This is a genomic window from Methylobacterium sp. J-048 (assembly GCF_022829515.1).
In the GTDB taxonomy this organism is placed as follows: Bacteria; Pseudomonadota; Alphaproteobacteria; order Rhizobiales; family Beijerinckiaceae; genus Methylobacterium.
Window position 1 is genome coordinate 14,909 of record NZ_JAKSYL010000173.1, and the last position, 25,152, is coordinate 40,060.

Genomic DNA, 25,152 nt, shown 5'->3' on the forward strand with positions numbered 1-25,152 from the left:
TCCGGCGCGGCCCCCCTCTGAAACGGGGGGATGCGCGCGTGGAGCGACCGGAGATCCGACCGATGAGCGGGACGGCAGCGGAGGATGGCCGTCCGGCCGACGCGGTGACCGGACACTGGGTCGAGCGCGCGGCGCCGCGGCCCTGGCGGCCGTATCTGCGCCTGGCGCGCATCGACCGGCCGATCGGCTGGTGGCTTCTGCTCCTGCCCTGCTGGTGGTCGTCCGCCCTGGCGGCGATCAAGGCCGACCTGTCCATCCCCGATCCCTGGCACTGCCTGCTGTTCCTGATCGGGGCGGTGGCGATGCGCGGGGCGGGCTCGACCTACAACGACATCGCCGACCGCGATCTCGACGCTCAGGTCGAGCGCACCCGCCAGCGCCCCCTCCCCTCCGGGCAGGTCCGGCCGCGCCACGCCGCCCTGTTCCTGCTGGCCCAGTTGTTGATCGGGCTGGCGGTGCTGCTGCAGTTCAACGAGCCGGCGGTGCTCGTCGGGCTGTGCTCCCTGCTGCCGGTGGCGATCTACCCGTTCATGAAGCGGGTGATGCCGATGCCGCAGGCGGTGCTGGGCCTGGCTTTCGCCTGGGGTGCGCTGATGGGCTGGGCGGGCCTGTTCGCCCGCCTCGATGCCCCGGCGCTGCTGCTTTACGCGGGCACGATCTGCTGGGTGGTGGGCTACGACACGATCTATGCGGTCCAGGACATCGAGGACGACGAGATCGCCGGGATCCACTCCTCGGCCCGCCTGTTCGGCCGGCACGTGCGGGGCGCCGTGGCCCTGTGCTACGCGCTCGCCGCGCTGTTCATCGCGCTGGCGGCCCGGGGCGCGGGCGCGGGGCTCGTGGGGTCGCTCGGGGTGGCGGCCTTCGCCGCGCATCTCGGGTGGCAGGTCCTGTCCCTGCGGGAGCGTGACGGGCGCGGTGCGCTGACCCTGTTCCGCTCGAACCGGGATGCCGGCCTGATCCTGTTCGTGGGCCTCTCGGCGGACGCGCTGCTGCGGAGCCTGTCCTGAAGCGTTTCAGGTGCGGGCGATGATCTCGTTCTCACCGCGGAAGATCTGCGGCCGGGCCGGAAGCCGGCCGGTCTTGCGGCGGGCCAGGAAGCGCGGACGGCGGGCGCCGAGCCCGGCATGCCGGCGGCGGATCCGGACGCGCCCGAGGATCAGCCGGCCGATCTGCTCGGAAACCGGCACCAGCGCGCCGTCCTCACGGACGATCATCCGGACCAGGCCGGCCCGGGCGGCGATATCGCGCCACACGGCGACGACATCGTCCTCGTCGAAGCAACCGAGGCGGTGAAGCTCGTCGTTCTCGGCATCCACCAGGATAAGGCTGAACCGGTCGGCGCCGCAGATTTCGGCCTCCTCGGTAGCGTAGGCCAAGGCGATCCCGGCGGCCTTGCGGGCGCCGGAGACCCGGCCGATCACCGGAAGCGGCGACGGGGCGAAGGCGGAAGCGGCCACAGCTGCGACCCCTTGGGCATCCATGGAAGATCCTTCGCGGCGTTCGTCGGTGAACGAGGAAGTGTTCATCTGTCCGAGTCCCTGGAGCAAGTGGCGACCCGTGTCGGGCCGTCCGTTATGCCAAGCAAAATCGCACCCGAACTCCTCCGCACAGCTTAAGCACCGTCGTTAAGCGATTCTGGACGGCGATGTCATTTGAGGAATGCTCAATGCTTCCTTGAATGCTCAACACTTCCTTGCGAAGATCGATCACTCTCGATCGATCCCGGTGGCAGAGTGCGGATCCTTGTGGCCGTGCCGGTGGCGCCCTACAACGGGAGCGACCGGGCGGCGCGGCCCTCCGGTGTTTCAGATCTCCTTCCGATCCGGCTCTGCGCGTCCGACCAGCCGGGCAGAGGCCCCGACGTGGCCCGATCCGGGCCTGACGCTATCCCCCCGGAGCGCGATGCCCGAGCCCATCACCGACGCGGCCGTCTCCGCCCTGATGCCGGACCTGCGCGCGGTCATGCGTGAAGCCGCCGAGATCGCGCGCCCGTATTTCAAGCTCGGCGGCCAGACCTCGGCGCGGATCTGGTCGAAGGCCGGCGGCTCCCCGGTGACGGAGGCCGACGTCGCGGTCGACACCTTCCTGAAGATCCGCCTGAGTGCCCTGGTGCCGGCGGCGGCATGGTTGTCGGAGGAGACCGCCGACGATCCGGCACGGATCGGGCATGACCTCGTCTGGATCGTCGATCCGATCGACGGCACCCGGGCGTTCCTGTCGGGCCATCCCGATTGGTCGATCGCAGTCGCGCTCCTGGCGGGTGGCCAGCCGCGGATCGGGTTCGTCCACGCCCCCGTCGGCAACGCCGATTACGAGGCGGTGCTCGGACGCGGCGCGACCCGGAACGGTGAAGCGATCCGGGTGGATGCCAAGGAGACCCTGCCGGGCGCGCGCATCACTGGGCCCAAGCCGATGCTGGACCGCCTGTCCCGGGGGGCCGGCACGGATGTGAATTTCGAGCGGATCGACCGCATCCCGTCGCTCGCCCTGCGGCTGGCCCGGGTGGCTGAAGGGTCGGTCGATGTCGGGCTGATTTCTGGCAATGCCCGCGATTGGGACATCGCGGCCGCCGACCTGATCCTGCGCGAGGCGGGCGGCGTCGTCTGCGACCTCAAGGGACAGGCGACGACCTACAATCGGGCGGATCCGGTCCACGGCGAATTGCTGGCGACACCGGTCGCCCTGCGGGACCCGGTCCTGACGGCCTGGGATCGGTAAGGTACGCCGCGCGGCTCACAGCGCGCGGCGCCTTTTCCCGGACACCTGGAACGCCAGTGGAAGGTGATCCGGGACCCAGCAGGCAAAGCACCGCGCAGCGGCACGGTCGGAGAGCCAACGATGCCGCTGCGCGGTGTTGTGTGCTGGATCCCGGGTCGCATTCCGCTGGCGCTGCATGCACCCGGGAAAGGGGCGGCGCGGACTTGGCGCCGTCTGCGAGATCAACGACGCACAAGAGCCGCGCCCGATCTGAGATCGAACGCGGCTCCATACGTCATGAGCGTCTAGAGAACCTCGAACGGAACGTCGGCCCTCAGGCCGCCGCCGCCTCGCGGATGACCACCGCGTTGGGCGCAAGGCCGAGACGCTCGGCGATATGCCAGTGCAGTTCCCGCGGGGAATGGTAGTTGTAGGACCGGTCGATCAGGTTGCTGAGATCGGCCGCGGTCTCGGTCGCGGAATTGGCCCGCGCCAGCCGCCCGACCCGGAAGGTCGGCGCATCGGTGACGGGGGAGCGGACGCCGCGGCGCCGCGTATATTCGAACATCATTATCGCGTGTGTCTTTTCTTTTCTGGACCGGACGTCTGTGCGCGTCCGGGGTCGTTTCTGATGGTTGCCTCCGACGCCACCTTGAGCCGGACGATCTCGTCGCGGTGGAAGCGTCGGAAGGGGGAGCCGCTGCGTGCGGCCGGTTCGATCCCTAATGCGGCCTCAGGCGGCCTGAAGGTTGCCGGCGGCGTCCTTGCCGCTGCGCTTGTCCGTCAGGACCTCGTACGAGAGCCGCTGGCCCTCGACCAAGTTCCGCATGCCAGCCTGCTCTACGGCAGAGATATGAACGAAAACGTCCTTGCCGCCGTCATCAGGCTGAATGAAGCCGTAGCCCTTGGTCTCGTTATACCACTTCACAGTGCCGGTATTCACGTAGGGTACCTCGTTCGTCCATAGGGCGAGCGCGCGGCGAAGAAGCCGCGTCCTGCACCACAGTCTTGCTGGGTTGGCCAGTTTGGCAGGGCGCGAGACGCTGGGCGCTGAAACGCTCCGGTCTCGGTGGAAATGCCCCCCGAGGCTCTATTTAGGCGCTGGCTGCGGCAGCAACAAGGCACCTCCGGCGCGGCGTCTCCGTCGCAGGCCACGCAGCGCACTCGCGGCGGCGCGGCGCCCCCTGTGCTTTCCGGCAATCTCGTTGCATATACGGAACACGGACAGACAGTTAAGGCGCGTGGCTCCCGGACGATACATGGCAGGCATTTCGGTCTCGCTGGACGGTGCAAACATCCAGCTTTCCTTCCAGAAGGACGATCAGGCGACGGCGGTGGTGATGGATGCCCGCGCCGCCCGTGCCTTGGTGCGAGCCGTCGGCCAGTTGCTGACGGCGATCGACGACACCGACGAGCCCGACCTGTCCGATGGCCTGGGCGACGAGGAGGTCGCGATGCTCGACGTGACCTCCTCGGCGATCGAGGTCGGCACCGACGAGGAGGGCCAAGCCGTCGTCGCCCTGCAGGCCGGCGCGTTGCCGCCGTTCCAGCTGCGCCTGACGGACGAAGAGGCCCGCCACGTGGTGACGAGCCTCTCCGAAATCCTCAGCGCGCCGCGCGACGTGCGCACCTCGCACGGCGGCCACTGATCTTACATCCGCGTGCCGGGATCGGTCGGCGTACCGGGGAAGATGTCGGGCTCGGAACCCGGTCCGCCCGGCTCGCCGATGCCCGGATCGTTCACCGGATAGGGAGTGCGCGGCCCGGTCGGCCCGATATCGGGCTCCTCCTCGGGCGGAAGCGGCGGAAGCGGCAGATCGCCGGGCGTAGGCTCGGGTAGGCCAGGATTGGCCATGGCGGTCTCCTGATGGTTTTCGGGATGCCGGATCAACGGGCCGCCCTTCCGTGGGTTCCGCGCGCCGGCCTGCCATGTCGCTCGCCTCGGAACAGCACGAACAGGCCTCCGTTGACCGGGCAGACCCCCAACAAGGAGGCCCGCCATGCCCGATATCCGCCAAGCCAAGATCCTGATCCTCGCCACCGACGGCTTCGAGGAAAGCGAACTGACCGTACCGCAGGCCAAGCTCGCCGAGGCCGGCGCCACCGTGACCGTCGCCGCCCCGCAATCGCGCGCGAGCAAGGGCACGATCCGCGGCTGGGACAAGACCGACTGGGGCAAGGAGGTCGCGGTCGACATCGATCTCGATCGCGTCGATCCTGCGGCCTACGACGCCCTGGTCCTGCCGGGCGGCCAGATCAACCCGGATAAGCTCCGGCTCGAGCCGAAGGCGCTCGCGGTGATCAAGAGCTTCCTCACCTCCGGCAAGGTGGTGGCCGCGATCTGCCACGCGCCGTGGCTGCTGATCGAGGCCGGCGCGGCCAAGGGCCGCGACCTGACCTCGTTCGCGTCGATCCGCACCGACGTGATCAATGCCGGCGGTCGCTGGCACGACAAGGAAGTGGTGACCGACCAGGGCATCGTCACCAGCCGCAACCCCGGCGATCTCGACGCCTTCTGCGCCAAGATCGTCGAGGAGATCCAGGAAGGCGGCCACGGCAGCCGCCAGCTCGCCGCCTGACATCCTGTCCCCACATGCGCCCCGGATCGGCTCCACCCGGTTCGGGGCGTGCCCGGCATTTAACTATTCCTGCCGGAGAGCCGGGCTCGATAGACCAGATCTCGACAAGCTTTACGCTTCGTGCGCCGGCACGAACGATGCCGCCATCTTCGGACACGTCTTCTTTACACGGGCCAGCGATGCTCACGGCAGCGCATCCCGGCTTCAGCCTTTGTACGAGGGTCCCTCTTGTCTGGCAGGAATGAACGCCGGGATCGGTGCGCCGACCTGGATGCGTTCAAGACGCTTCTCGTCGTGGGGATGATCCTCGCCCACGTCGTCCAGATCGTTCAGGCCCCGATCGACACGCTGGCGGGGTGCCTGTCGAACTTGGTCAATCTCATCAGTTTTTCGGGATTTCTGTTCGCGTTCGGCTGGGGAACGGCCCTGTCCTGCTGTACGGCTCGGGTCAGGACGCTCTGGGACAGGCTCAAGGGGCCTGCGAAGATCCTGCTTGCGTTCTACTTGTCGGGGATCGCGCATCTGGTGCTAATCGACGGAAACGGGTTGTCCGCCGCGAGGATCCTAAGCGTGGTGACGCTGGCAGACCTGCCAGGCCACAGCGAATTCCTCGCCTCGTTCTTCGTTCTGAGCCTCGCGATGGTCGGGCTCGGGCAATGGCTCGGACCCGTCGCCAAGAAGCCGCCCTTTCTATTGCTGGGCCTCGCCATGTCGGCCCTGTTCGGGTGCGTGCAGGTGAACACCCTCGATCTGCCTTGGCTGAGGATCCTCTTCGGCGCTCCGAACAACATGTATTTCCCGCTCGCCCCCTATGCGATGTGGTTGTTCCTTGGAGCGTATCATGCCGGGAAACCGGAATCGTTCGACCGGATCGCGCTGTATGTCGCCGCCCTGGCGACCTGGGGGTTTCTGGCCGTCGCGATGATGGCAGGGCATCCGCCCTCCCGCTTCCCGCCCTCCACCCTGTGGGTCATGGGATCGGCCCTGTTCCTCTTGCTCTATCGGGCGGCCAGCATGTCGATCGTCAGGCGCTTCGCACTCCCTCACCTCCTGACGAGCCCGGGGCGGCATATCCTGATCTACCTGGTGGCCTCGAACCTGGCCCTGTTCGCATGTCAAAATCTGTTCGGCCACGTCATCCAGAACCTGTGGCAGGCAGCACTCGTGACCGCGGCCATGCTGATCATGATCGCGGCAGCGATCGAAGCGGTTTCGACCGCGACGCGGACGTCGCGGTCGCTCGCACCGGCAGCACAGACGTAAACCGTCAGCCGCGCGCGCCGTCGCCGGTGACTTCGAGCACCGCGCAGGACCGGATCGGCCGTCCGTACTCGTCCGTCCCCTCCACGGTGACTCGGTGAGCACCGGGCAGGAGATCGTCCGGCAGGCGGGCGGTCCAGATATGGGTCGAGGGCGTGGCCTGGACCCAGCTCTTCTTGGTCTCCGGATAGCGGGCGTAGAGTTCGGTCACGAACGGGTCGAGCCGCCGGGTCCGCGTCATGGGCTCCGGCGCCCGCTCGCCGATCCGCACGGCCAGGCTGGTGCGCGGGCCGCCGTCGAACACGTTGACCACGAGGTTGGTCGAGGCCAGCGCCTCCTGCGGGACCGGCGTCCGCAAGCCCTGCATCGGGTGGCTCGCCCGGATCGTCTCCGGGGCAGCGGGACGCAACTCGCTCTCGAAGGCGATGCGCATGGTCGCGTCCGGCTCGCCCTGCGCGGGGACGAAGCGGGTGGTGTAATCGATGCCGCGGATCGAGAGGACGTGGAAGCCGTTCGGCGTGCCGTCGCGGCTGTCGGCCGAGGGGATGCCGGTGCGGGTATCCGGCCCGCTCCACCACGAGCCCGACACGGCGGTCATCACGTGGTGATGGTGCCCGTCGGCCAGGTCGTGATGCTCGGTGGTGTGGGTGTGGCCGGCGAGGCTCAGCACCTTGCGCCCCGCCAGGACATCGAGGAGCGCGGTCCGGTCGATCGTCGCGCTGCGCGGGTCGTCACCCGTATCCGTGACCAGGGGAATGTGGGTCGCCAGCACGATAAGGTCATCCGGCGGGATCTCGGCCAGGAGGTTCTTGAGGAAGGCGAGGGTCCGTTCACCGATATGGCCCCGGTAGGTGTTGGCCCCCACCGGGACCGGCGGCCCCAGCCACTCGACATTGTCGAGCATCACGAACAGCGTGCGCCCGTGCCGGAACGCGTAGGTCGGCGCCCCGAACACCCGCTTCCAGGTCTCGCGGCTGTAGCGGGCATCCGGGGCCTGCATGTTGAGATCGTGGTTGCCCGGCAGGCTGTACCAGGGCAGCCCGATCCGCCCGACGATGCGATTGGAGCGGCCGTAGAGCGAGAGATCGTCGAACAGCACGTCGCCGGTGGTGAGGCCAAAGGCCGCCGGGATCGCCATGGCCCGGGCGACCGCGGTGTCGCGCACGTGGTCGAGCTCGAACCGGCTCTCGGGCTGCGGATCGGTGAACAGGATCACGTCGAAATCCGCGGGCTCGTCGACCTTCGTCAGGATGAAGTCGATGGACGCCGGCAGCGGGCCGGTGGGTGCGAGGCCTTTGTAGCGCAGGCCCAGGCTCGCGGGCGTGCCGCCGGGCTGGTGGATGTAGGAGTGCCGGGGTACGTTGTCGGCATCGCGCGGCAGGGCGTAGCCCGGCGGCTTGATCACGAAGACCGCGCCGTCCCCGGGCATCGGCAGGCGGTAGCGCCCCTGCCCGTCGGTGCGCACGACCTCACGGCCGTTGGAGACCAGCACCCCGGGCAGCGGCGCGCGCTCGGCGTCAATCGCCTGGACGGCGTAGACGATGCCCGTGGCCTCCCCGGAATCTTGCCCGGATTCCTGCGCCCCGGCGCGTCCGGCCACGAGCCCGAGGGCGGCGGCGCCGGCCACGGTCTCCCGGCGGGTGAGGCGTCCGGTTGCGGGGATGGAATCAGGCGTCATCGGAAGCTCCTGCTCGGCGGCAAAGGCCAAGCAGAGGCGTTTGACCGCCCGATGACACTGCCCCCCAAACGCGCGAGGCCCGCACCCCGGATCGGGGTGCGGGCCTCGGAGGAAACCGCAGGCGTGAAGCGCGGCGACCTTACTCTTCGTCGCCGGGCTCGAAGGTCTGGGGCAGCGGCTCGGCGCTGGCGACCGGGGTCGGGCCCCCGATCGTCGACGGCACGTTCACGCCGTCGCGCTTGTAGATGTCGTCGCGGAACTGCACGAGGCCGTCCGGGGTCGCCCAGGCCGTGATGTAGGTCCAGTAGACCGGCACCGGCTGGGCGATGTTCGCGTCGACGCGCTTGCCGCTCTCGATCGCCTGCTCGACCTGCTCGCGGCCCCAGCCGGGCGTGTCCTTCAGGAGCCACGTGATGTACTCGCGCACGTTCTGCACGCGCACGCAGCCCGAGGAGATGAAGCGGAAATCGTCGCCGAACACGCCCTTGGTGTTCGTGTCGTGCATGAACACGCCGTAGGGGTTCGGGATGTTGATGCGGACGATGCCCATCGAGTTGAAGTCGGCCCCCGATTCCTGCCGGTAGGTGAAGCGGGTACCCTCATCCGAGTTCCAGTTGATCGAGCGCGGCGAGACCTCGCCGTTGCCCGACAGGATGTGGATCTTGTTGTCGGTGAGGTAGTTCGGGTCCTTCTGCATCTTCGGGATCAGGTCCTTCTTCACGATGGAAGCCGGGACCGTCCAGGTCGGGTTGAAATTGATCTGGGTCGCCTTGGTGTTCATGATCGGCGACTGGCGGTCGATCTTGCCGACGCCGGCGGCGTGCAGCGTGACGACCTGGCCGTTCTCCACGGTCTCCACCAGGGCGGCCGGGATGTTCATGATCACGAAGCGCCGGCCGAGATCGCCCGAATAGGAGCGCAGCCGGACGACGTTGGTCTCGAGCTGGTGCAGGCGCACATCGGCGGGCACGTTCATCGCCTGCTGGGTGGCGAGGCTCATGGCGCCGGTCTGGCTGAGGCCGTGCCGGGCCTGGAACCGCTTCACGCCGGCCGCGACGTAGGAATCGTACACGCCCGAACCGCCGGCGGCCGGATCGAGGTCGCCGGTGACGATCAGGCGCTGGCGCACCGCCGACACCGCCGGGCCCTTGGCGCCGACGCGGAGGCGATCGGCGCCGGAGACCGGACGCCAGCCGCCGCGGTTGACGATGTCGCGATAGCGCTCGACCATCTGCTCGGTGGCCGACACGGTCTGGGCCGACAGGATCGGCACGGTCTCGCGCTGCACCTGCATGCCGGCGGGCGAGGCGTAATCCTGCGCCCACTCGGCCTGAGCGTAGTTGCCCTGGTCACGGGCCTCGGCGGCACTGAGGCCGAGCGTGCCGAGCGCGGCGACGCCCAGCAGGGCCGTGAACCGGTTTGTTGCCTTGATGCGCATCAGTCGCTGGCTCTTGTCCGGAGTTCGTCAGATCATGGCGAGAGCGGGTGTACTCGGTCGCCACGGTGTCGGGATGGCCTTAAGACTCCCTATCGAAGGGGCCGGATTGTGGCATCGGCGTGCGGCAACGCACGTCGCGTTTGCTTGCGGCATGGCGACGACTGTCACGGGCCGGCCGGTGTGGCAGAGATGCCACCGCCGGGCTGGCCGCACCGGGATCCGCCGGCCCGGGCATCACGCCGCCGAAGCCCCTTGCCCCCTCGAGAAAATTCAGGACGGAAGCATGCCGATGAAGATGTTGTGCGCGGCCCTTTTCGGCCTCGGCCTGTTCGCTGGCGCGGCCCAGGCGGACCCGATCAAGGCCGGCGATCTCACGATCGAGACGCCCTGGCTGCGGGCTACGCCGAACGGCGCCAAGGTCGCCGGCGGCTACGTGACGATCGTCAACACTGGCACCACCCCGGACACGCTGACGGGCGCCGCTGTGCCGTTCGCCACGTCCGGCGAGATCCACTCCATGTCGATGGATGGCGGCGTGATGAAGATGGCCGCGGTCCCCGGCGGCCTGACGATCAAGCCCGGCGAGACCGTGGAGTTGAAGCCCGGCGGCTATCACCTGATGTTCGAGGGCCTGTCCGGCGCCCCGAAGGCCGGCGACACCGTCTCCGGGACGCTGACCTTCCAGCGCGCCGGCGCGGTGCCGGTCACGTTCTCGGTAGCGCCGGTCGGCGCGAGCGCGCCGGGCGGCGGCCACCAGCATCAGCACCAGCATTAGCCCACGGCCCGGTTCGTGGATCGGCCGGATCCACACGTTGCACGTGTCTCGAGAGGGGCCGCGCAACTGAATATCGTGCCGTCGAACCCGGCGTTCGGGGCGCGAAGAACTTGCGCGCGGGGTCGGTTCCACGCCCGGTTGAAGGCAGCGCGTATTCGCCGGTGTCCAGATCTCCTTTCGAATGCTTGCACGCGGCGGCGCGCGCCATATCTTAACCATCGGCCGGCTCATTAAGGTTAAGAAAGATCTAACCCTGATGCTGCCGCGGTTCGGCGCTAGGATTGCTGCGTCGCCCGAGAGCCATGGCCGGAATGTCCCGGTCCGGGACGGCTTGGCCCGTCGGCGGCACAGGAGAGGCAGCATGAACGGCTTCGATGTCACGTTCCGGGACGATCGGGACTGGGTCGACTTCGGCAAGACCTACGTCAATTCCGTGGCGTTCAAGACGCTGTTCCGCGACGGTATGCTGCTCGTGGAGGAGACGGCCGCCTATCTCGATGGCGAGGGCCGCGACGAGTCGCGCCTCGTCTCGCGGGACGCCACGTTGAGCTATGCCGCCGAAAGCATGCGCCTCACCACACTGCTGATGCAGATCGCGTCCTGGCTGCTGGTACAGCGCGCGGTCGCCGAGGGCGAGATGACCCCGGCGGAGGCCCTTCAGGAGAAGCACCGGGTCAAGCTCGGCAGCACCGAGCCGCCGAAGCAGGCGGATTTCTCCCTGCTGCCGGTGCGCCTGCAGCAGCTGATCCTGCGGGCGCGTCGCCTGCACGCCCGCATCCTGCATCTGGATTCCCTGATCACCGACGACCGGCCGACACCGATGCCGGTAGAGAGCCCGGTGGCAGCCCAGCACGGGCTGCTGCGCATGGCGTTCCGGTTTCGGGAAGGGTGAGAATCGCCGCGCGTTCGGAGGACGAAGCCTCCACCCGCGCGGCGCCTGCCTTAGAGCCGTTCCCGATCGCGCTGCAATCGAGCTCGACTCTAAGTCCCTGATTTCACGCGCTCGCTGACGCCGAACCGGTCTCCACTTCGGCGGCGAGCACTCTAGAAGGCCGGCAATTCTCCGGGGCGCTTGTCCTTGATGTATGTCCGGATCGTGTCGTTCTGGTAGGCGCGGACGAGCTTGGGCACCCAGGGGGCGTTCTTGTCCTTCTCCCGCACTGCGATGAAGTTGTTGTACGGGTTGTTGACCGACGACTCGATCGCGATGGAATCCTTGCCCGGCTTCAGGCCGGCTTCGACGGCGTAATTCGTGTTGATCACCGCGGCGTCGACATCGTCGAGGCTGCGCTGCAGCTGGGCCGCGTCGATCTCGCGGAACTGAAACTTTTTCGGATTGTCGATCACGTCGAGCACGGTGGGCAGGATGCCGACGCCGTCCTTCAGCTTGATCTGCTTCTGCGCCTGCAGCAGCAGGGCGCGGCCGCCGTTGGACGGATCGTTCGGGATGCCGATCGACGCGCCGGTCTTCAGCTCGCCGAGGCTTTTCACCTTTTTGGAATAGAGGCCGATCGGCGAGACGATCGTGTCACCGACCGGCACGATCTTGTAGCCCTTGGACTTGTTCTGGTTCTCCAGGAAGGGCTTGTGCTGGAAGGCGTTAGCCTGAAGGTCGCCGGCGTCCAGGGCCGCGTTCGGCAGAAGGTAGTCGGAGAACACGACCAGATCGAGGTCGAGCCCGTCCTTGGCGGCGATGTCCTTCACCTTCGCCCATACATCCTCGGAATCGCTGAAGATGCCGACCTTGACTTTCTCGCCGGCGAAGGCCGGGGCGGCGAAGGTCAACAGGATGGCGAGGACGGAAAACAGCCAGCGTTTCATGGATGACGACCCCGAAAACGTCGCTCGCAGCTTTCGAGCGCGTGAAATGATGTGTTGGTTTTTCTCAATGGCCTAAGAACGTGCCGAGCGATGATCCCGCCGGAAACAACAGCAGCCTTCAGATCTCTCCGAGATCGCGATCGCCGAAGATCGCTTGCCGGTCAGATCATCGACAGCATCAGACATTACGACGGCTTGGCTTGGCCGGAAAAGAGGCCGCGGAGATCATGCCTACCGGCCGACGCGATGGGCAGCCGCTCTGAGAGAAGAAAATTTTCCCTCTCTGACGCAGGTGAAGATCAAACTCACGAGCCGCTCAGAAAAATCGCGACAGAATTTCGCTGAAAAATCCGCATCGTGCCCTGCTGAGACACGGTGCGCGCCAAAAAAAACGGGCGGCCCCGCGAGGGACCGCCCGTTCTGATTCGTGCCGGCGCGATCCGCGAGGGATCAGCGCTTGCCGAGGTTGCCGAACCGCGAGTTGAAGCGCGAGACGCGGCCGGCGCGATCGAGCATCTTCTGCTCGCCGCCGGTCCAGGCCGGGTGGGTGAGCGGATCGATGTCGAGGTTGAGGGTGTCGCCCTCCTTGCCGTAGGTCGAACGGGTCCGGTACTCGGTGCCGTCCGTCATCACGACCTTGATGAAGTGGTAGTCGGGGTGCTCGGTCCCCTTGGCCTTTGCGGCCGCGTCCTTCGCCATGACCTGTCGTTCCTGTTCTGGCACGCCGGCGGGGAGCGCAGGAGGCGCCACCCGGCCCGGAATGCGGAAGGTGTCACCGGTTGCACCGAACCGCAGGTTCGTGGCAACGGCACGTCCAAGCCGACCGTGGTGGCGGCCCGCGGCCATTGAACACGCGCAATCGGATGAGGGGCGGCGTATATCGCAGCCTCTCTCCGGGAACAAGCGCCATGGACCGGATGGGAAGAGACGCGTGAGGCGTGATGGCCCGTAAGACGAAAGCGGCCGCGGCCGGCCGGCCGAAGGCGCCCTTGAGCGCGCTCCGGCCCCTGCTGCCCTTCGCCCTGCGTTACCGCGGGCGGATCGCCGCCGGTATCCTCGCCCTGATCTGCGCCTCGGCCTCGACCCTGGTGGTGCCGATCGCCATGCGCCGCGTGATCGACCACGGCTTCACCGCCGATGGTGCAAACGTCATCGACGCCTATTTCCTGGCCCTGCTCGGTGTGGTGGCGGCTTTCGCGCTGTCGAGCGCGGCCCGGGTCTATACCGTGGTCACGTTGGGCGAGCGCGTGGTGGCGGATCTGCGCAGCGCCGTCTTTGCCCGGCTGACGATCCTCGATCCCGCCTTCTTCGACCGCTCGCAATCCGGCGAGATCGTCTCCCGGCTCACCGCCGACGCGACGCAGATCAAGTCGGCCTTCGGCGTCTCGATCTCGATCCTGCTGCGCAACCTGTTCCTGTTCGTGGGCGCGACCGCCATGATGGTGATCACCAGCCCGCGCCTCTCCGTGATGGTGCTGGCCGCCATCCCGGTCATCGTGTTCCCGCTGATCCTTTCCGGCCGCGGCGTGCGCCGGCGCTCCCGGGCCGCGCAGGACCGGCTGGCGGATGCCTCGGCCTACGCCGCGGAGGCGGTTGGGGCCGTGCGGACCATGCAGGCCTTCGGGCGCTCGGGCACGGCCGCGGCGAAATTCGCCGCCGCCTCCGAGGAGGCCTATGGCGCCGCGCGCGATTCGATCCGGGCCCGGGCCCTGCTCACCGGTGTGGCGATCTTCCTGATCTCCGCCTCGGTGGTCGGGGTGATGTGGTACGGCGCGCAGGGCGTCCTCAACCACACCATGACCGGCGGCGAGCTCTCGCAATTCGTGCTCTACGCGGTGTTCGGCGCCGGCGCGCTGGGCCAGCTCTCCGAGGTCTACGGCGACCTCGCCATGTCGGCCGGTGCGGCCGAGCGGCTCACTGAGATCCTGGCGGCCGAACCGGCGATCCGCGCGCCCTCCCCGGCCCTGCCCCTGCCCGAGCCGGCACGCGGCGCCGTGAATTTCGATTCCGTGCGCTTCGCCTATCCGACCCGCCCCGGTCACGCCGCCCTCGACGGGCTGACCTTCGCGGCCGCTCCGGGCGAGCGCATCGCCATCGTGGGGCCGTCGGGCGCCGGCAAGTCGACGGTGCTGCAGTTGCTCCTGCGCTTCTACGACCCGCAGGGCGGCCGCGTGCTCGTCGACGGCATCGATATCGCCCAGGTCGATCCGGAGGCCCTGCGCGCCCGCATCGCCCTGGTCCCACAGGACCCGGTGGTGTTCTCCGGGACCGTCTCCGAGAACATCCGCTACGGACGCCCCGAGGCCGGCGAGGCCGAGGTGCGGCGCGCCGCCGAACTCGCCAACGCCCACGTCTTCGTCACGGCCCTGCCGCAGGGCTACGACACCCAGGTCGGCGAGCGCGGCGTGACCTTGTCCGGCGGCCAGCGCCAGCGCATCGCCATCGCCCGGGCGATCCTCAAGGATTCGCCGATCCTGCTCCTCGACGAGGCGACCTCGGCGCTCGACGCGGAATCCGAGCGCGCCGTCCAGGCCGCCCTCGACACCTTGATGCACGGGCGCACCACCCTGGTGATCGCCCACCGGCTCGCCACCATCCGCGCCGCCGACCGCATCCTGGTCCTCGACGACGGCCGCATCGTCGAGACCGGCACCCACGAGAGCCTGCTGGCGCAAGGCGCGCTCTACGCCCAGCTCGCCAGCCTGCAATTCACCGACGCCCTGGACGAGACCGCCCGCGGCAAGGGTCTTCGAACCCGCGGCGAGCGCATCCCCGCCGCCGAGTAATTTTGGGACTTGGCCGCGCAGGGTTCGGGGATGGAAGGCGTCTGTCCGTTGCCCGGAGCCGGGACAGGAGCGGTCTTGCGGTGTAAAAACCCGCGATGATTCGCCTCGACCTCGCCCGCTTCCCCCGCCTGCCGTTCCTCGCGCAGCCGACCCCGATCGAGCCCCTGGACGGGCTGACGCGCCATCTCGGCGCGGCCCTGAACGGCGTGCGGATCTTCGTGAAGCGGGACGATGTCGCCGGGATCGGGCTCGGCGGCAACAAGCTGCGCAAGCTCGAATACCTGCTCGGCGCCGCCAGGGCCGAGGGCGCCGATACCGCCATCACCGTCGGCGCCATCCAGTCGAACCACGCCAGACTCACCGCCGCGGCCTCGGCGCAAGCGGGGCTCGCCTGCGAGCTGTTCCTCACCCGCAGCGTGCCGCGCCAGGACCCGGATTATACCGGGAACGGCAACCGCCTGCTCGACGACGTGTTCGGCGCCACCGTCCACGAGCTGCCGGGCGACGCCGATTCCCTGGCGGCCGCGGAGGCCCGGGCGGGCGAGCTGAAGGCGGAAGGCCGGCGCGCCTACGTCTTCCCCTCCGGCGGATCGAGCCCGACCGGATGTCTCGGCTACGCCAATGCCGCGTCCGAGATCCTCGCCCAGGCGGACGCGATGGGCCTCACCTTCGCGCAGATCATCACCGCCAACGGCAGCGCCGGCACCCATGCGGGCCTCGTGGCCGGCCTCGCCGCGATGGGCCTCGACCCGGTCCTGGCGAAATCCTTCGCGGTGCTCGCCGAGGAGGACCGCGCCCGGGCCGAGGTGCTGGAGAAGGCCAACGCCACCCTGGCCCTGATCGGCGCCGAGCGGCGGGTCTCGCCAGCCGACATCAACCTCGACGGACGCCATCGTGGCCCCGGCTACGGCATCCCGACGGAGGGCATGCTGGAGGCGGTCCGGCTGATGGCGCGCACCGAGGGCAAGCTGCTCGACCCGGTCTATAGCGGCAAGGCCTTCGCGGGCCTGCTCCACGACGTTCGCGCCGGGCTCTATCCGACGGGCTCATCGGTGCTGTTCCTGATGACCGGCGGCACGCCCGGCATCTTCGCCTACAAGGAAACGCTGGCCGTACGGTAGCTCAATTGGTCACCATCGACGAACGAGCGACCAGCCGACCCTTGCGCCGCCTATTTGCGTTGCAATCGGCGCCCATTGAGGCCGACATAGCTCATGATGTCGGTTTTTCTCAAAAGCCATGCCGTCATGACAACCATCGACAGCGATGCCACGACGATACTGGCGAGGAGATTCATTGCGACGAACGTGGCGACGAACGACGATGCGATCACGAGCCCGGGAACGATGGCCACGTTCAGATCCGCAAGTTTCATTTCGCTGAAACGCGTCTGCAGGAGCAAGTCCACCAGGACACGCACACACCACGCGACCGCCGCTCCAGCGAGGCCGAACAAGGATATTAAGGCCAGAAGCAGAGCGACAAACGGCAAGAGCTCCAAAGCATGGATCTTCGCGACCGTGTCTGGACGGCCTCTGGCTTGCAAAAGCGTCCAGGGAATGTAGCCGATGCTATTGATCCACATTCCGACGAGCAGGATCGATGCGGCCAGATGTGAGTGGCTCGCGATTTCAGCGTTAATCCAGAAGGCCAGAGCTGGTTCCGCCAGAACGATGGCGGGCGCGCATGTCAGGGCCATCACGCCCGATATGATTTGAAGGGATTTCTCGCTGACCCGCCGCGCATTGTCCTTGTCGAGCGTGGCCAGACGCGGAAACACCGCCCGGTTTAGGGACGCCGGTATGATCAGAACTTTCGACGCCATGCTGAAGGGAACGGAGTAATACGCCGTCGCCTTCGGTCCGAGCGTTGCGCCGATGATCATTTGGTCAAGACCATTCAAGATCGGCGAGATCATATCCGAGATGGTTATCCATCCGCCGTAACGGAACAGTCCTCGGATATATGCGGGGCGGAAGATAGGCCGACCGGCCGGATACATCCATTTCACGCAGACCACCCCAAGCCAGAAGACGTTGAACGCCCTAGCTATGACGGCTCCGAGGATGGCTGATGGCAGATCCTGATATCCGTAATAGAAAAACAGCAACGGAAGGGTTTGAAGAACGATCGACCCCACGGATTGCTGAACGTTCAGTTCGAGGAACATCTCCTGGGATTGCAAGCATCCAGCGAAGACGCCGCCCAGCAAACCGACTGGGAAGAACAGCGCCACCCATGGCAGGGAGCGTACGATCTCGCTCTGAAGTTCGATGTTGTCGGCGAAATGGGCTGCTGAAGCTGACGATACCACATAAAAACAGATGGCCGACAGAAGCCCTAAGCCTAAATTCAATCCGCACGCGGTATAAAAAACACTGGTTCTAATAGCCAGCGGCTGATCGTTGAGTGACGACAACCTGTAAGCAGTTGCACGCGATAACCCAAGATCAAAAACTCCGAAATAACCGAACGCCAGCCAAATGAGCGAGATCAAACCATACCGCGCCTCGCCGACCAATTTGATATAGATCGGGACCGTCAGGAAGGCGATGACGATCGGAGCAACGCTTCCGGCCAAATTGTACATTGCATTGTGGTGTATCTTCTTGCCGGCCATTAATTTTTTGCCATCCGTCGCCTGATTTGGAAAACCCCGAACAGTATGTCCTTCATAAAGAGGCGCCAGCTCAAGCCGCCTTGGCGATAGGATCGATAGCCACCTTCACGCAGAAGCTTCAGGCACAGTGCGAGGCGGCTGAGTATGCAATCGTGGGTGTAGAAGGTGATTCGATCCGCCTCAAACCGTGCAATCTCGGCCCAGTATCTTGACGCGGCCCCGGCCTGATCGCGCAATCGTGACGGAGAAGCCGATTTAGCCAGATCCTTCAGTATTTTTGAACGGTGTGCCGCCACGGAATCACGCCGAAGGTTCTCATGAGCTGCCACACCCAAAAACTTCGAGATCTTTCGTACAATATTGCCTTTCAGGTCCGGAGTCTCGTTTTTATCATGACGACGATACAAAACCAATGGCTGCGGATCAACAATTACTCGGCCCAAACTAGAGGCTATAAAGTAGATCCATAGATCGTGTGACAGCGATCCGGTGAATTCGAATGTGTGCCCCCCACGGTCGTCCGCGGGTATGATGTCGAAGACGTCCCTGCGAAATACCATTGAGAAGCCGTAGAAGACGCCCCACGGCGGGAGGGTCAGCGGAGCCAGGACGGCCCTCTTCCGGATGCCCTGAGTAAATTGCCCCCCTGTAGTGCCGATCGCGTCGACGATCGTCGCTCCATGGACGTAGAGATCGCCGTCGAACGCTTCAATGGCTCTCAGCGACACCTCGATTTTATTGGGAAGCCAGACATCGTCTTGATCGCAAAACGATAAGTATGCGCCACTCGCATGTTTCGTTGCGCTCAGGAAATTACTACCGTACCCGAGCCGCTTCTCGTTCTCGACAATCTTGACTGGGAACGGAGCTGTCGTCGCAAAATTTCTGACGATCTTGATCGTCTCGTCGGTCGACGCGTCATCCGAGACGATCAACTCGGTGGGAGGATGCGTCTGCCTGGCGATGCTGTCCAGCTGCTCAGCGATAAATTGTCCACCGTTGAAAGTGGCCATTACCACCGAAACGCTGAACTTGGTGTCCATTGACAAATCCAGAGGGTTTTTTAGATAAAATTGCAGCGGCTTTCATATCTGAACGGCTATTAAACATTGTTACTAAGGAGTCAACACGAACCACGATCGGTTTACGGCGACCGACTGCCCGGCATGCTTGTTCGGCCGTCAGCCGGGCGAGAAGATGGATTTTAGTGCAGCCGCTGAAGACTCGCCCGGACTTGACACTTGGCGCGGTCCGGTCGAACGGGCAATCAACCCCTATCGCTCCGTGAGCTTCATCTCGATCCGGCGGTTCTTCGCGTAGGCCTCCTCGGTGGTGCCGGCGTCGAGGGGCTGGAACTCGCCGAAGGCACCGGCCAGCAGGTGCTGGGGCGAGATGCCCTTGCCGGCGAGGTACTGCACCACCGCGATGGCCCGGGCGGCGGAGAGCGCCCAGTTCGACGGGAATTGCGCGGTGGTGATCGGCCGCGCGTCGGTATGGCCGTCGACGCGCAGGACCCAGGGGAGATCCGCCGGGATCTGCTTGGCGAGGTCGGCGATGGCCCCGGCGATCCGGTCGAGCTCGGGGCCGGCCTCGGGCTTCAGGGTCGCCGAGCCGCCGGGGAACAGCACCTCGGATTGCAGCACGAAGCGGTCGCCGACCACGCGGATGTCCGGACGGTTGCCGAGGATCTGGCGTAGGCGCCCAAAGAAGTCCGAGCGGTAGCGGGCCAGTTCCTGGACCTTCTGGGCCAGGGCGACGTTCAGCCGGCTGCCGAGCTCGGCGATGCGGACCTGCGATTCCCGGTCGCGGGTCTCCGAGGCGGCCAGCGCATCCTCAAGCGCCGCGAGCTGGCGGCGCATGGCGCTGATCTGCTCGTTCAGCAAATCGACCTGGGACAGGGCCCGCTTGGTCGCGCCCCGCTCCTCCTCGATCTGCTTGTCGAGGGCACCGGCGGCGCCCTGGCTGACGGTCGCGGCCTCGGCCTGGGTTTTGGCTTGGTCCCGCTCGGCCTCGACTCCGACGAGCGTGGTGCGAAGGTTGCGCACCTCGTCCTCCTGGCTGCGGCGGTTCGAGCGCTCCAGGGCCAGAAGATCGGTGAGGTCGGCGATCTGGCGGTTGAGCTTGACCAGCGTGGCGTCCCGTCCGGTCAGCTCCTGCGACAGGAAGAACTGCCCGACCACGAACACCGTGAGCAAGAAGACCACCGCCAGCAGCAGCGTCGCCAGGGCGTCGACGTAGCCGGGCCAGACGTTGAGGGGGCGTCGGGAACGGGCTGCGGTCGAGGCCACTACACCCGCTCCCGGCCCAGCCGGTCGAGCACCTGCTTCAGCTCGCGTTCGCGGCTCGCCTGGGCCTCGACCCAGTCGCGGATCATCTGCTGCTCCGCACGCATGTGCTGGACGAGCCCCTGGATGCCCTCGGCGAGGTTGGTCATGGCGAGCGTGGCGGTCCGGCCGCCGCCGCCCTCGGAGACGATCGCGGTCAGCCGCTCGATCGCCTCCTTGAGGTCCTGCGTGCCGGCAGCCGGCCGAATCGCGACCGGCCCCGCGCTCTCGGCGACCGCCTGGCCGGAGAGCAGCCAGTCCTGAAATTCGTTGTGGAAACGCGCATGGGCCTGGCCGGCCTGGAGCTCCAGGAAGCCGGTGATCAGCGATGAGGCGAGGCCGAACAGCGAGGCCGAGAAGGCGAGGCCGATGCCCGAGAGCGGCACCGCGAGGCCGGATTTCAGCTCGTCGAACATCACACCGGCATCGCCGCCGCCGCGCATGCCCTTGATCACCCCGCCCACCGCCGAAAGGGTGTCGATCAGGCCCCAGAACGTGCCGAGCAGGCCGAGCAGGATCAGGATGCCGGCGATGTAGCGCAGGATCTCGCGATCCTCGTCGAGGCGGGCCGCGATCGTGTCGAGATAGCCGGAAGTCCCCGGCAGGAGCGTCCCGGTCGTCCGGGCGGCGATCATCGGCACCATCGGGGCCAGCAGCGCCGGCGGCTTCTTGGCCTGGCCGCCACTCGCCACCGCGTCGACGTAGCCGACCTCGCGGTAGAGCCGGACGACCTGCCCGAAGGCGATCAGCACCGCGATCAGCAGCACCCCGAGGATCAGGCCGTTGAGCCCCGGATTGGCCAGGAAGGCCGGGGTGATCTGCCTGAACAGGATGAAGGCCAGGAAGCCGACCAGGATCAGGAAGATCACCATCCGCCCGAGATAAATCCCGGGCCGTGCCAGCGGCTGTATTTTATTCTCGTTGTCGTCGCGGGCGGCCATCGGTCGCTCTAGCCTGGTCTCACCATGAAGCCGCCGGCGGGCGGGATCCGTCGGGGCCACTGTGGGGGCAGCCCCGCACGCGATCAAGTCTCGCCACGGACACGCTTGTGTGGCGATCGCGAGGTTTGGAGTCGATCACGGCCGTGCGAGGGCGGATGGCGCACGCGCGATACAACCGGGCCTACGGAAATTATTGCTGCCGTCCGGAAGCGGTACCTACCGATGCTGATAGTAATCCCAGACCAGAAAGGCCGGGAATGGAATCATGATGGCGAAGAAAATCCAGTCGAACATCTGAGGCATGGCGAGATCCGTTCATTTGGGGGTCTCTGCAATCTACGGATGCGACCAGCCGAAGTTCCTGGCACGGGCACTTGTCTGCCGGGCTAATCCCAGAACCGGGGCCAGCTCTCTTCAAGGTTCGGCCCGAGGCGGACCGCTGCGACCTTGGTCGCGAGGCCGTCCGCCTGGATCTCGACGGCGACGCCGCACAGCGTCGCCTCGCCCCCGGCCACCTCCCAGCGGGAGCCCGGCGTCTTCTGGATCATCCGGCGGATCGGCTCGTCCTTCTGCATGCCGATGACCGAATCGTAGTCGCCGCACATGCCGGCATCGGACATGTAGGCGGTGCCGCCGGGCAGGATCCGGTGGTCGGCCGTCGGGGTGTGGGTGTGGGTCCCGACCACGAGGCTGGCGCGGCCGTCGAGGTAGTGGCCGAAGGCCTGCTTCTCGCTGGTCGCCTCCGCGTGCACGTCGACCACCACGGCGTCGGCGGCGGCCCCGAGGGGGCAGGCGGAGAGCTCGCGCTCCACGGCCGTGAACGGGTCGTCCATGGCGTCGAGGAAGACCCGGCCCATCACGTTGACCACCAGAACCCGGGCGCCGCCCTGCGTCTCCACCACGGTCGCGCCCCGGCCGGGCGTGCCGGGCGGGTAGTTCGCCGGCCGCACCAGGCGCGGCTGGCGGGCGATGAACACCAGGGCCTCGCGCTGGTCGAAGCTGTGGTTGCCGAGGGTCACGGCATCGGCGCCGGCCTGGATCAGCTCGTCGCAGATCGACTCGGAGATGCCGAAACCGCCGGCGGAATTCTCGCCGTTGACCACGACGCAGTCGAGCCGCCAGCGCTCCCGCAGCTTGGGCAGGCGCTCGCAGACGACGGTACGGCCCGGGCGACCGATGACGTCGCCGAGAAAAAGCAGCCGCATGGCTCAGGACTTCCTGTCGAACCGGATCACGTCCGATTCGGTAATCACGAACTGGAGCGGCCGGTCATGCGGCTCGGCCGGGACGCGATCAACCCGCTGGACGGCGAATCCGACCCCGACGGTGAGAACGGGCCGCGTGCGGGACAGGCGCGCGATCGCGCCGTCATAATAGCCGCGCCCGTAGCCGATGCGCTGGCCGGCCCCGTCGAAGGCGGCGAGCGGCACGATCAGGGCGTCGGGCTCCACGGGCGGCAGGGACGGATCCGGCTCGCTCAGGCCGAAACGGCCGGCGACCAGCACATCCCCGGCCCGCCATTCGCGGAAGACCAGTCCCTCGGGGGTGACGTGGGGCAGCGCGACCCTCTGGCCCCGCGCGAGGAGGCCCTCGGCGGCGGGGCGCGGATCGACCTCGCTGCGGATCGGCCAGTAGGCGCCGACCAGCCGGGCCTCGGCGAGCTCCGGCAGGGCGAGGAGCGCCTGGACGATGCGGGCGGAGGCGTCATGTCGAACCGCCTGCTCCAGCGCGTCACGGGCGGCGAGCGCGGCACCGCGCAACTGGGACTTGAGCGCCGCGTCGGTCTGGGCAGGGTCGGTTTCAGGAGAAGGTAAGTGCGGAGCCACGTGAGCCGTTGGAGGATCGATCCCGGGAAACCTACAGAGTAGGTGGGCGCCGTGTTGGCCAAGTCCAGGGACGAGGCCAGGGACAGCTCCCGAGGGAGTCGATAAGGCCCCGGGGAAAGTGCTCCTGACGAACTCTGCAGCCCCGCCTTCGCAATGTAGCGATCTCGCGGGGCTCCCGCCAGGGCCGGACCCGGCAAAATATCGATGCGGCCGGGATCAGGGCTGCGGCATTCGGTGCTGTCCGGATTTGTCAGCGCGACCGGCCATTCGTCCCGGCGACCACGGCACGGGTGCCGGCCAGGATCTCGGCCCGCATGGTCTCGGTGGCGGCCGAGTCCCAGAGCCGGATCAGCTCGACCAGCCCGGATTGCGGCGCCGGTGCGGATTCGGAAAAGAACGCCTCGATCGGGACACCGGCCACCGCGGCGATCTGCGCGAGCCTGGCATTCAGACCGCTCCGCGCAGGCGTATTCGGCTGAATCGTCTCGCTCGCACTCATGAAACAGCCTTCCCGGTGGATCGAAAGCCCTCGTTACCAGACATCCTCACGGCAAAATACAATCTATGCAATTAGTCCAAGCGAATTAAAGCACGCGCAAGTTGCGTTATCCACCAATGAGGTATCGGCCCGGTGACGGGATACCGTGTTGGTCCGCGAAGGGCTGGTCAGTCCGGGTTGAAACGCCGGAGCTTGCGGCGTGGGTCAGATCACCTCGTGAGGGCGACCCGGCGCATCGGGACGAGGGGCGGTTTTTCCGACGCCCCGTTGCGCCTCAAATCCAACGCTCAATCCGCGCTGATTGCGCCTGCGTCCGGCGAACGGGACGCTCGAAGCCTTGGATGCGACGGCCCCGGTGCGCGGTCAGACGCGGCCGGGAAACCGGATTCGCGGCGCCCGGGCCGACCCGTCGATGCATTCGATGCCGCCGCCCGTATTCACCGTATGAAGGCGGTTCCCGGCCCAGGCGGGGCCGGGTTCGATGCGGCCGATCAGGGTCTGCGCAAAGCCCTCCGGATCGAGGCGGTCGATCCGCGCCAGCCCCAGGGCGCGGCCGTAGCCCTGCATGCAATCTTGGACCGGGCGGATCAGGCGGCCGCCGCGTTCGACGATGCGCCCGGCGGGCCGCGCGGTCGCGGGATCGATCAGCACCGGATTGGCCGGATGCGGCGTGTAGGGACCGCGGAAATCGGGGGCCGACCAGAGGCAGAGCGCATCGTGGTAGGAACCGCACCCGGCGGGCGCGTCGGGCGCGGCGTCGCGCACGGTCGCGAAGATCCACCAGCGGCCGTCCCGTTCGAGGAGCGTCGCGTCGCTGGCGACGACACCCGAGAGCAGCGTCGCCTCCTTCACCCAGCCGCCGGGGTAGCGGGTCGCCCGGTAGAGATCGACTGTGCCGGAGGCGGAACTCTCCGGCACCATCCAGGCCTCGCCGTCGCGCTCGAACACGAACGGGTAGGACAGGTGATGGGGCTCCTCCAGCACTGGAACCGGCGTTCCCTCGGGGCCGTCCGGCCCGAACCGGACCGCCGAGATGATCGCCTTGCCGGTGGCGTGCGGGAAGTCCTCGACGAAGACGTGCGTGCTCCCGGCGAAGGCGAGCGGGAACGGGTCGGCGTAGAAGCGGCGGCCGTCATCCGGCAGCGTGATCCAGCCGCTGTCGGGGTGGCGCCCGAGATCGATCAGATCCGGCCCGTCGAGGCGCCGCCAGCCGCAGCGCCAGTGCGGGGCGCGATAGCAGAGACGGTACAGGCGGTGGATGACGGCGCCGGCCAGCATCCGCGCCGCCCGGATCCCGAGTTCGCCGCCCGACAGGGTCCGCGTCGGCTCGGAGGACGGCGTCGGTTCGGCCGCCAGCGCGTCGCCGCGTCCGACGACGCGCCGGCCGAGGGCAGCCGCAACCAGCGTCACCGTCCGGGCGAGGGCGTCGTCCATGCCGGCCAGCAGAATGCCCGGCCGGTCGGTGCCGAGCCGTCCCTCCGCGACGATGCGGCCGGCCTCCATCAGCGTCAGCCGTGGAGCGGCGCCGGCAAGCAGACTGGCCGGCAAGGCGCCGTCGCCGAGCCGTCCGTCATAGGCGAGGTGCCAGATAGCCGGGCCGGCCGGGAGATCGCCACACAGGTCGAGCACGAGATCCGGCGTTGCGCCGGGCCGACGCCAGGGATCGAGGGCAGTCGGCGGCAGGCGCTCCGAACCGATACGTTGCAGGCCGTGGATCAGCGCCTCAAGCCGGAACAGCAGTTCGAGATTGTCCGGCCACCCATCCGGGACCGAGGCGGCATCGACGCTGACCGCCCGGATGCCGGGTGTGCCGGCGATCCGGTGCAGCAGCGTGATCTGCCAGCGGCGCGGCGCGGCGCCGTCCAGACGAACTCTCACATGCATGATGAGCGCACTCGCCCAACT

At 67.3% G+C, this 25,152-nt stretch carries 24 protein-coding genes, 1 other RNA gene and 1 pseudogene; 9 read left to right on the forward strand and 17 right to left on the reverse strand.

Annotated features, from left to right (window positions below; translation table 11 throughout):
* Positions 1 to 62: 62 nt before the first annotated feature.
* Positions 63 to 1,010, forward strand: a complete 948-nt coding sequence (gene ubiA / locus MKL09_RS17055; RefSeq protein WP_244022034.1) for a 4-hydroxybenzoate octaprenyltransferase — start codon at positions 63 to 65, stop codon at positions 1,008 to 1,010.
* Positions 1,011 to 1,016: 6 nt separating this feature from the next.
* Here the strand turns inward: ubiA and MKL09_RS17060 are convergent, their stop codons facing one another.
* Positions 1,017 to 1,484, reverse strand: coding sequence for a DUF6101 family protein (locus MKL09_RS17060; protein WP_244022036.1), 468 nt, complete (start codon positions 1,482 to 1,484; stop codon positions 1,017 to 1,019).
* Between the two features lie 421 nt (positions 1,485 to 1,905).
* On the opposite strand from MKL09_RS17060, the gene MKL09_RS17065 reads away from it, so the two are divergent.
* Positions 1,906 to 2,721, forward strand: a complete 816-nt coding sequence (locus tag MKL09_RS17065) for an inositol monophosphatase family protein (RefSeq protein WP_244022038.1) — start codon at positions 1,906 to 1,908, stop codon at positions 2,719 to 2,721.
* Between the two features lie 313 nt (positions 2,722 to 3,034).
* Here the strand turns inward: MKL09_RS17065 and MKL09_RS17070 are convergent, their stop codons facing one another.
* The gene (locus tag MKL09_RS17070; RefSeq protein ID WP_244022040.1) at positions 3,035 to 3,271 is read right to left on the reverse strand and encodes an AsnC family transcriptional regulator; all 237 of its coding nucleotides are present in this window, start codon (positions 3,269 to 3,271) and stop codon (positions 3,035 to 3,037) included.
* 162 nt (positions 3,272 to 3,433) lie between these two features.
* Complete coding sequence (locus MKL09_RS17075; RefSeq protein ID WP_244022041.1) at positions 3,434 to 3,643, reverse strand: cold-shock protein; 210 nt, start codon at positions 3,641 to 3,643, stop codon at positions 3,434 to 3,436.
* 316 nt (positions 3,644 to 3,959) lie between these two features.
* On the opposite strand from MKL09_RS17075, the gene MKL09_RS17080 reads away from it, so the two are divergent.
* The gene (locus MKL09_RS17080; protein ID WP_244022043.1) at positions 3,960 to 4,349 is read left to right on the forward strand and encodes a hypothetical protein; all 390 of its coding nucleotides are present in this window, start codon (positions 3,960 to 3,962) and stop codon (positions 4,347 to 4,349) included.
* Positions 4,350 to 4,351: 2 nt separating this feature from the next.
* Here MKL09_RS17080 and MKL09_RS17085 read toward each other — a convergent pair whose 3' ends face one another.
* Entirely contained in the window at positions 4,352 to 4,555 is a 204-nt protein-coding gene (locus MKL09_RS17085; RefSeq protein WP_244022044.1) for a hypothetical protein, read from the reverse strand.
* Positions 4,556 to 4,700: 145 nt separating this feature from the next.
* On the opposite strand from MKL09_RS17085, the gene MKL09_RS17090 reads away from it, so the two are divergent.
* Complete coding sequence (locus tag MKL09_RS17090; RefSeq protein ID WP_244022045.1) at positions 4,701 to 5,279, forward strand: type 1 glutamine amidotransferase domain-containing protein; 579 nt, start codon at positions 4,701 to 4,703, stop codon at positions 5,277 to 5,279.
* A gap of 228 nt (positions 5,280 to 5,507) precedes the next feature.
* A complete protein-coding gene (locus MKL09_RS17095) occupies positions 5,508 to 6,542 on the forward strand; it encodes a hypothetical protein (RefSeq protein WP_244022046.1) in 1,035 nt (344 codons plus the stop codon).
* A gap of 4 nt (positions 6,543 to 6,546) precedes the next feature.
* Here the strand turns inward: MKL09_RS17095 and MKL09_RS17100 are convergent, their stop codons facing one another.
* Positions 6,547 to 8,217, reverse strand: a complete 1,671-nt coding sequence (locus MKL09_RS17100; protein ID WP_244022047.1) for a calcineurin-like phosphoesterase C-terminal domain-containing protein — start codon at positions 8,215 to 8,217, stop codon at positions 6,547 to 6,549.
* Positions 8,218 to 8,356: 139 nt separating this feature from the next.
* Positions 8,357 to 9,655, reverse strand: a complete 1,299-nt coding sequence (locus MKL09_RS17105) for a murein L,D-transpeptidase (RefSeq protein WP_244022050.1) — start codon at positions 9,653 to 9,655, stop codon at positions 8,357 to 8,359.
* Between the two features lie 337 nt (positions 9,656 to 9,992).
* Between MKL09_RS17105 and MKL09_RS17110 the strand changes: the two are divergent.
* Positions 9,993 to 10,430 (forward strand): annotated as a pseudogene (locus MKL09_RS17110) (copper chaperone PCu(A)C); the annotation flags it as partial.
* Between the two features lie 361 nt (positions 10,431 to 10,791).
* Entirely contained in the window at positions 10,792 to 11,322 is a 531-nt protein-coding gene (locus MKL09_RS17115) for a DUF1465 family protein (protein WP_244022052.1), read from the forward strand.
* A gap of 152 nt (positions 11,323 to 11,474) precedes the next feature.
* On the opposite strand, the gene MKL09_RS17120 is transcribed toward MKL09_RS17115, so the two are convergent.
* Positions 11,475 to 12,251, reverse strand: coding sequence for a MetQ/NlpA family ABC transporter substrate-binding protein (locus MKL09_RS17120; protein ID WP_244022054.1), 777 nt, complete (start codon positions 12,249 to 12,251; stop codon positions 11,475 to 11,477).
* A gap of 450 nt (positions 12,252 to 12,701) precedes the next feature.
* Positions 12,702 to 12,950 carry a 50S ribosomal protein L31 gene (gene rpmE, locus MKL09_RS17125; RefSeq protein WP_007565880.1) on the reverse strand — a complete coding sequence of 83 codons (249 nt, stop codon included), beginning with the start codon at positions 12,948 to 12,950 and terminating at the stop codon, positions 12,702 to 12,704.
* 242 nt (positions 12,951 to 13,192) lie between these two features.
* Here rpmE and MKL09_RS17130 point away from each other — a divergent pair, with 242 nt between their 5' ends.
* Positions 13,193 to 15,037 carry an ABC transporter transmembrane domain-containing protein gene (locus tag MKL09_RS17130; protein WP_244022056.1) on the forward strand — a complete coding sequence of 615 codons (1,845 nt, stop codon included), beginning with the start codon at positions 13,193 to 13,195 and terminating at the stop codon, positions 15,035 to 15,037.
* Positions 15,038 to 15,132: 95 nt separating this feature from the next.
* Positions 15,133 to 16,158 carry a D-cysteine desulfhydrase family protein gene (locus MKL09_RS17135; RefSeq protein WP_244022058.1) on the forward strand — a complete coding sequence of 342 codons (1,026 nt, stop codon included), beginning with the start codon at positions 15,133 to 15,135 and terminating at the stop codon, positions 16,156 to 16,158.
* A 50-nt stretch (positions 16,159 to 16,208) separates the two neighbouring features.
* Here the strand turns inward: MKL09_RS17135 and MKL09_RS17140 are convergent, their stop codons facing one another.
* The 9 genes from MKL09_RS17140 to MKL09_RS17180 form a co-directional block, all read right to left on the reverse strand.
* The gene (locus tag MKL09_RS17140) at positions 16,209 to 17,657 is read right to left on the reverse strand and encodes a flippase (RefSeq protein WP_244022060.1); all 1,449 of its coding nucleotides are present in this window, start codon (positions 17,655 to 17,657) and stop codon (positions 16,209 to 16,211) included.
* Positions 17,657 to 18,700 (reverse strand): glycosyltransferase family 2 protein, encoded by a 1,044-nt coding sequence (locus MKL09_RS17145; RefSeq protein ID WP_244022062.1) that lies wholly within the window; start codon positions 18,698 to 18,700, stop codon positions 17,657 to 17,659. Before MKL09_RS17145 ends, MKL09_RS17140 begins: the two co-directional genes overlap by 1 nt.
* A 231-nt stretch (positions 18,701 to 18,931) precedes the next feature.
* Positions 18,932 to 19,945 carry a peptidoglycan -binding protein gene (locus tag MKL09_RS17150; protein WP_244022063.1) on the reverse strand — a complete coding sequence of 338 codons (1,014 nt, stop codon included), beginning with the start codon at positions 19,943 to 19,945 and terminating at the stop codon, positions 18,932 to 18,934.
* Entirely contained in the window at positions 19,945 to 20,922 is a 978-nt protein-coding gene (locus tag MKL09_RS17155; RefSeq protein WP_244022064.1) for a MotA/TolQ/ExbB proton channel family protein, read from the reverse strand. The genes MKL09_RS17150 and MKL09_RS17155 overlap by 1 nt, the downstream gene beginning before the upstream one ends.
* Before the next feature lie 386 nt (positions 20,923 to 21,308).
* A complete protein-coding gene (locus MKL09_RS17160; RefSeq protein WP_244022066.1) occupies positions 21,309 to 22,127 on the reverse strand; it encodes a TIGR00282 family metallophosphoesterase in 819 nt (272 codons plus the stop codon).
* A gap of 3 nt (positions 22,128 to 22,130) precedes the next feature.
* Positions 22,131 to 22,748, reverse strand: coding sequence for a 5-formyltetrahydrofolate cyclo-ligase (locus MKL09_RS17165; protein WP_244022068.1), 618 nt, complete (start codon positions 22,746 to 22,748; stop codon positions 22,131 to 22,133).
* Positions 22,738 to 22,894, reverse strand: a non-coding RNA gene (ssrS, locus tag MKL09_RS17170) — 6S RNA. Before ssrS ends, MKL09_RS17165 begins: the two co-directional genes overlap by 11 nt.
* 104 nt (positions 22,895 to 22,998) lie before the next feature.
* A complete protein-coding gene (locus tag MKL09_RS17175) occupies positions 22,999 to 23,247 on the reverse strand; it encodes a hypothetical protein (protein WP_244022070.1) in 249 nt (82 codons plus the stop codon).
* A gap of 363 nt (positions 23,248 to 23,610) precedes the next feature.
* A complete protein-coding gene (locus MKL09_RS17180) occupies positions 23,611 to 25,131 on the reverse strand; it encodes a formyl transferase (protein ID WP_244022072.1) in 1,521 nt (506 codons plus the stop codon).
* Between the last annotated feature and the right edge of the window lie 21 nt (positions 25,132 to 25,152).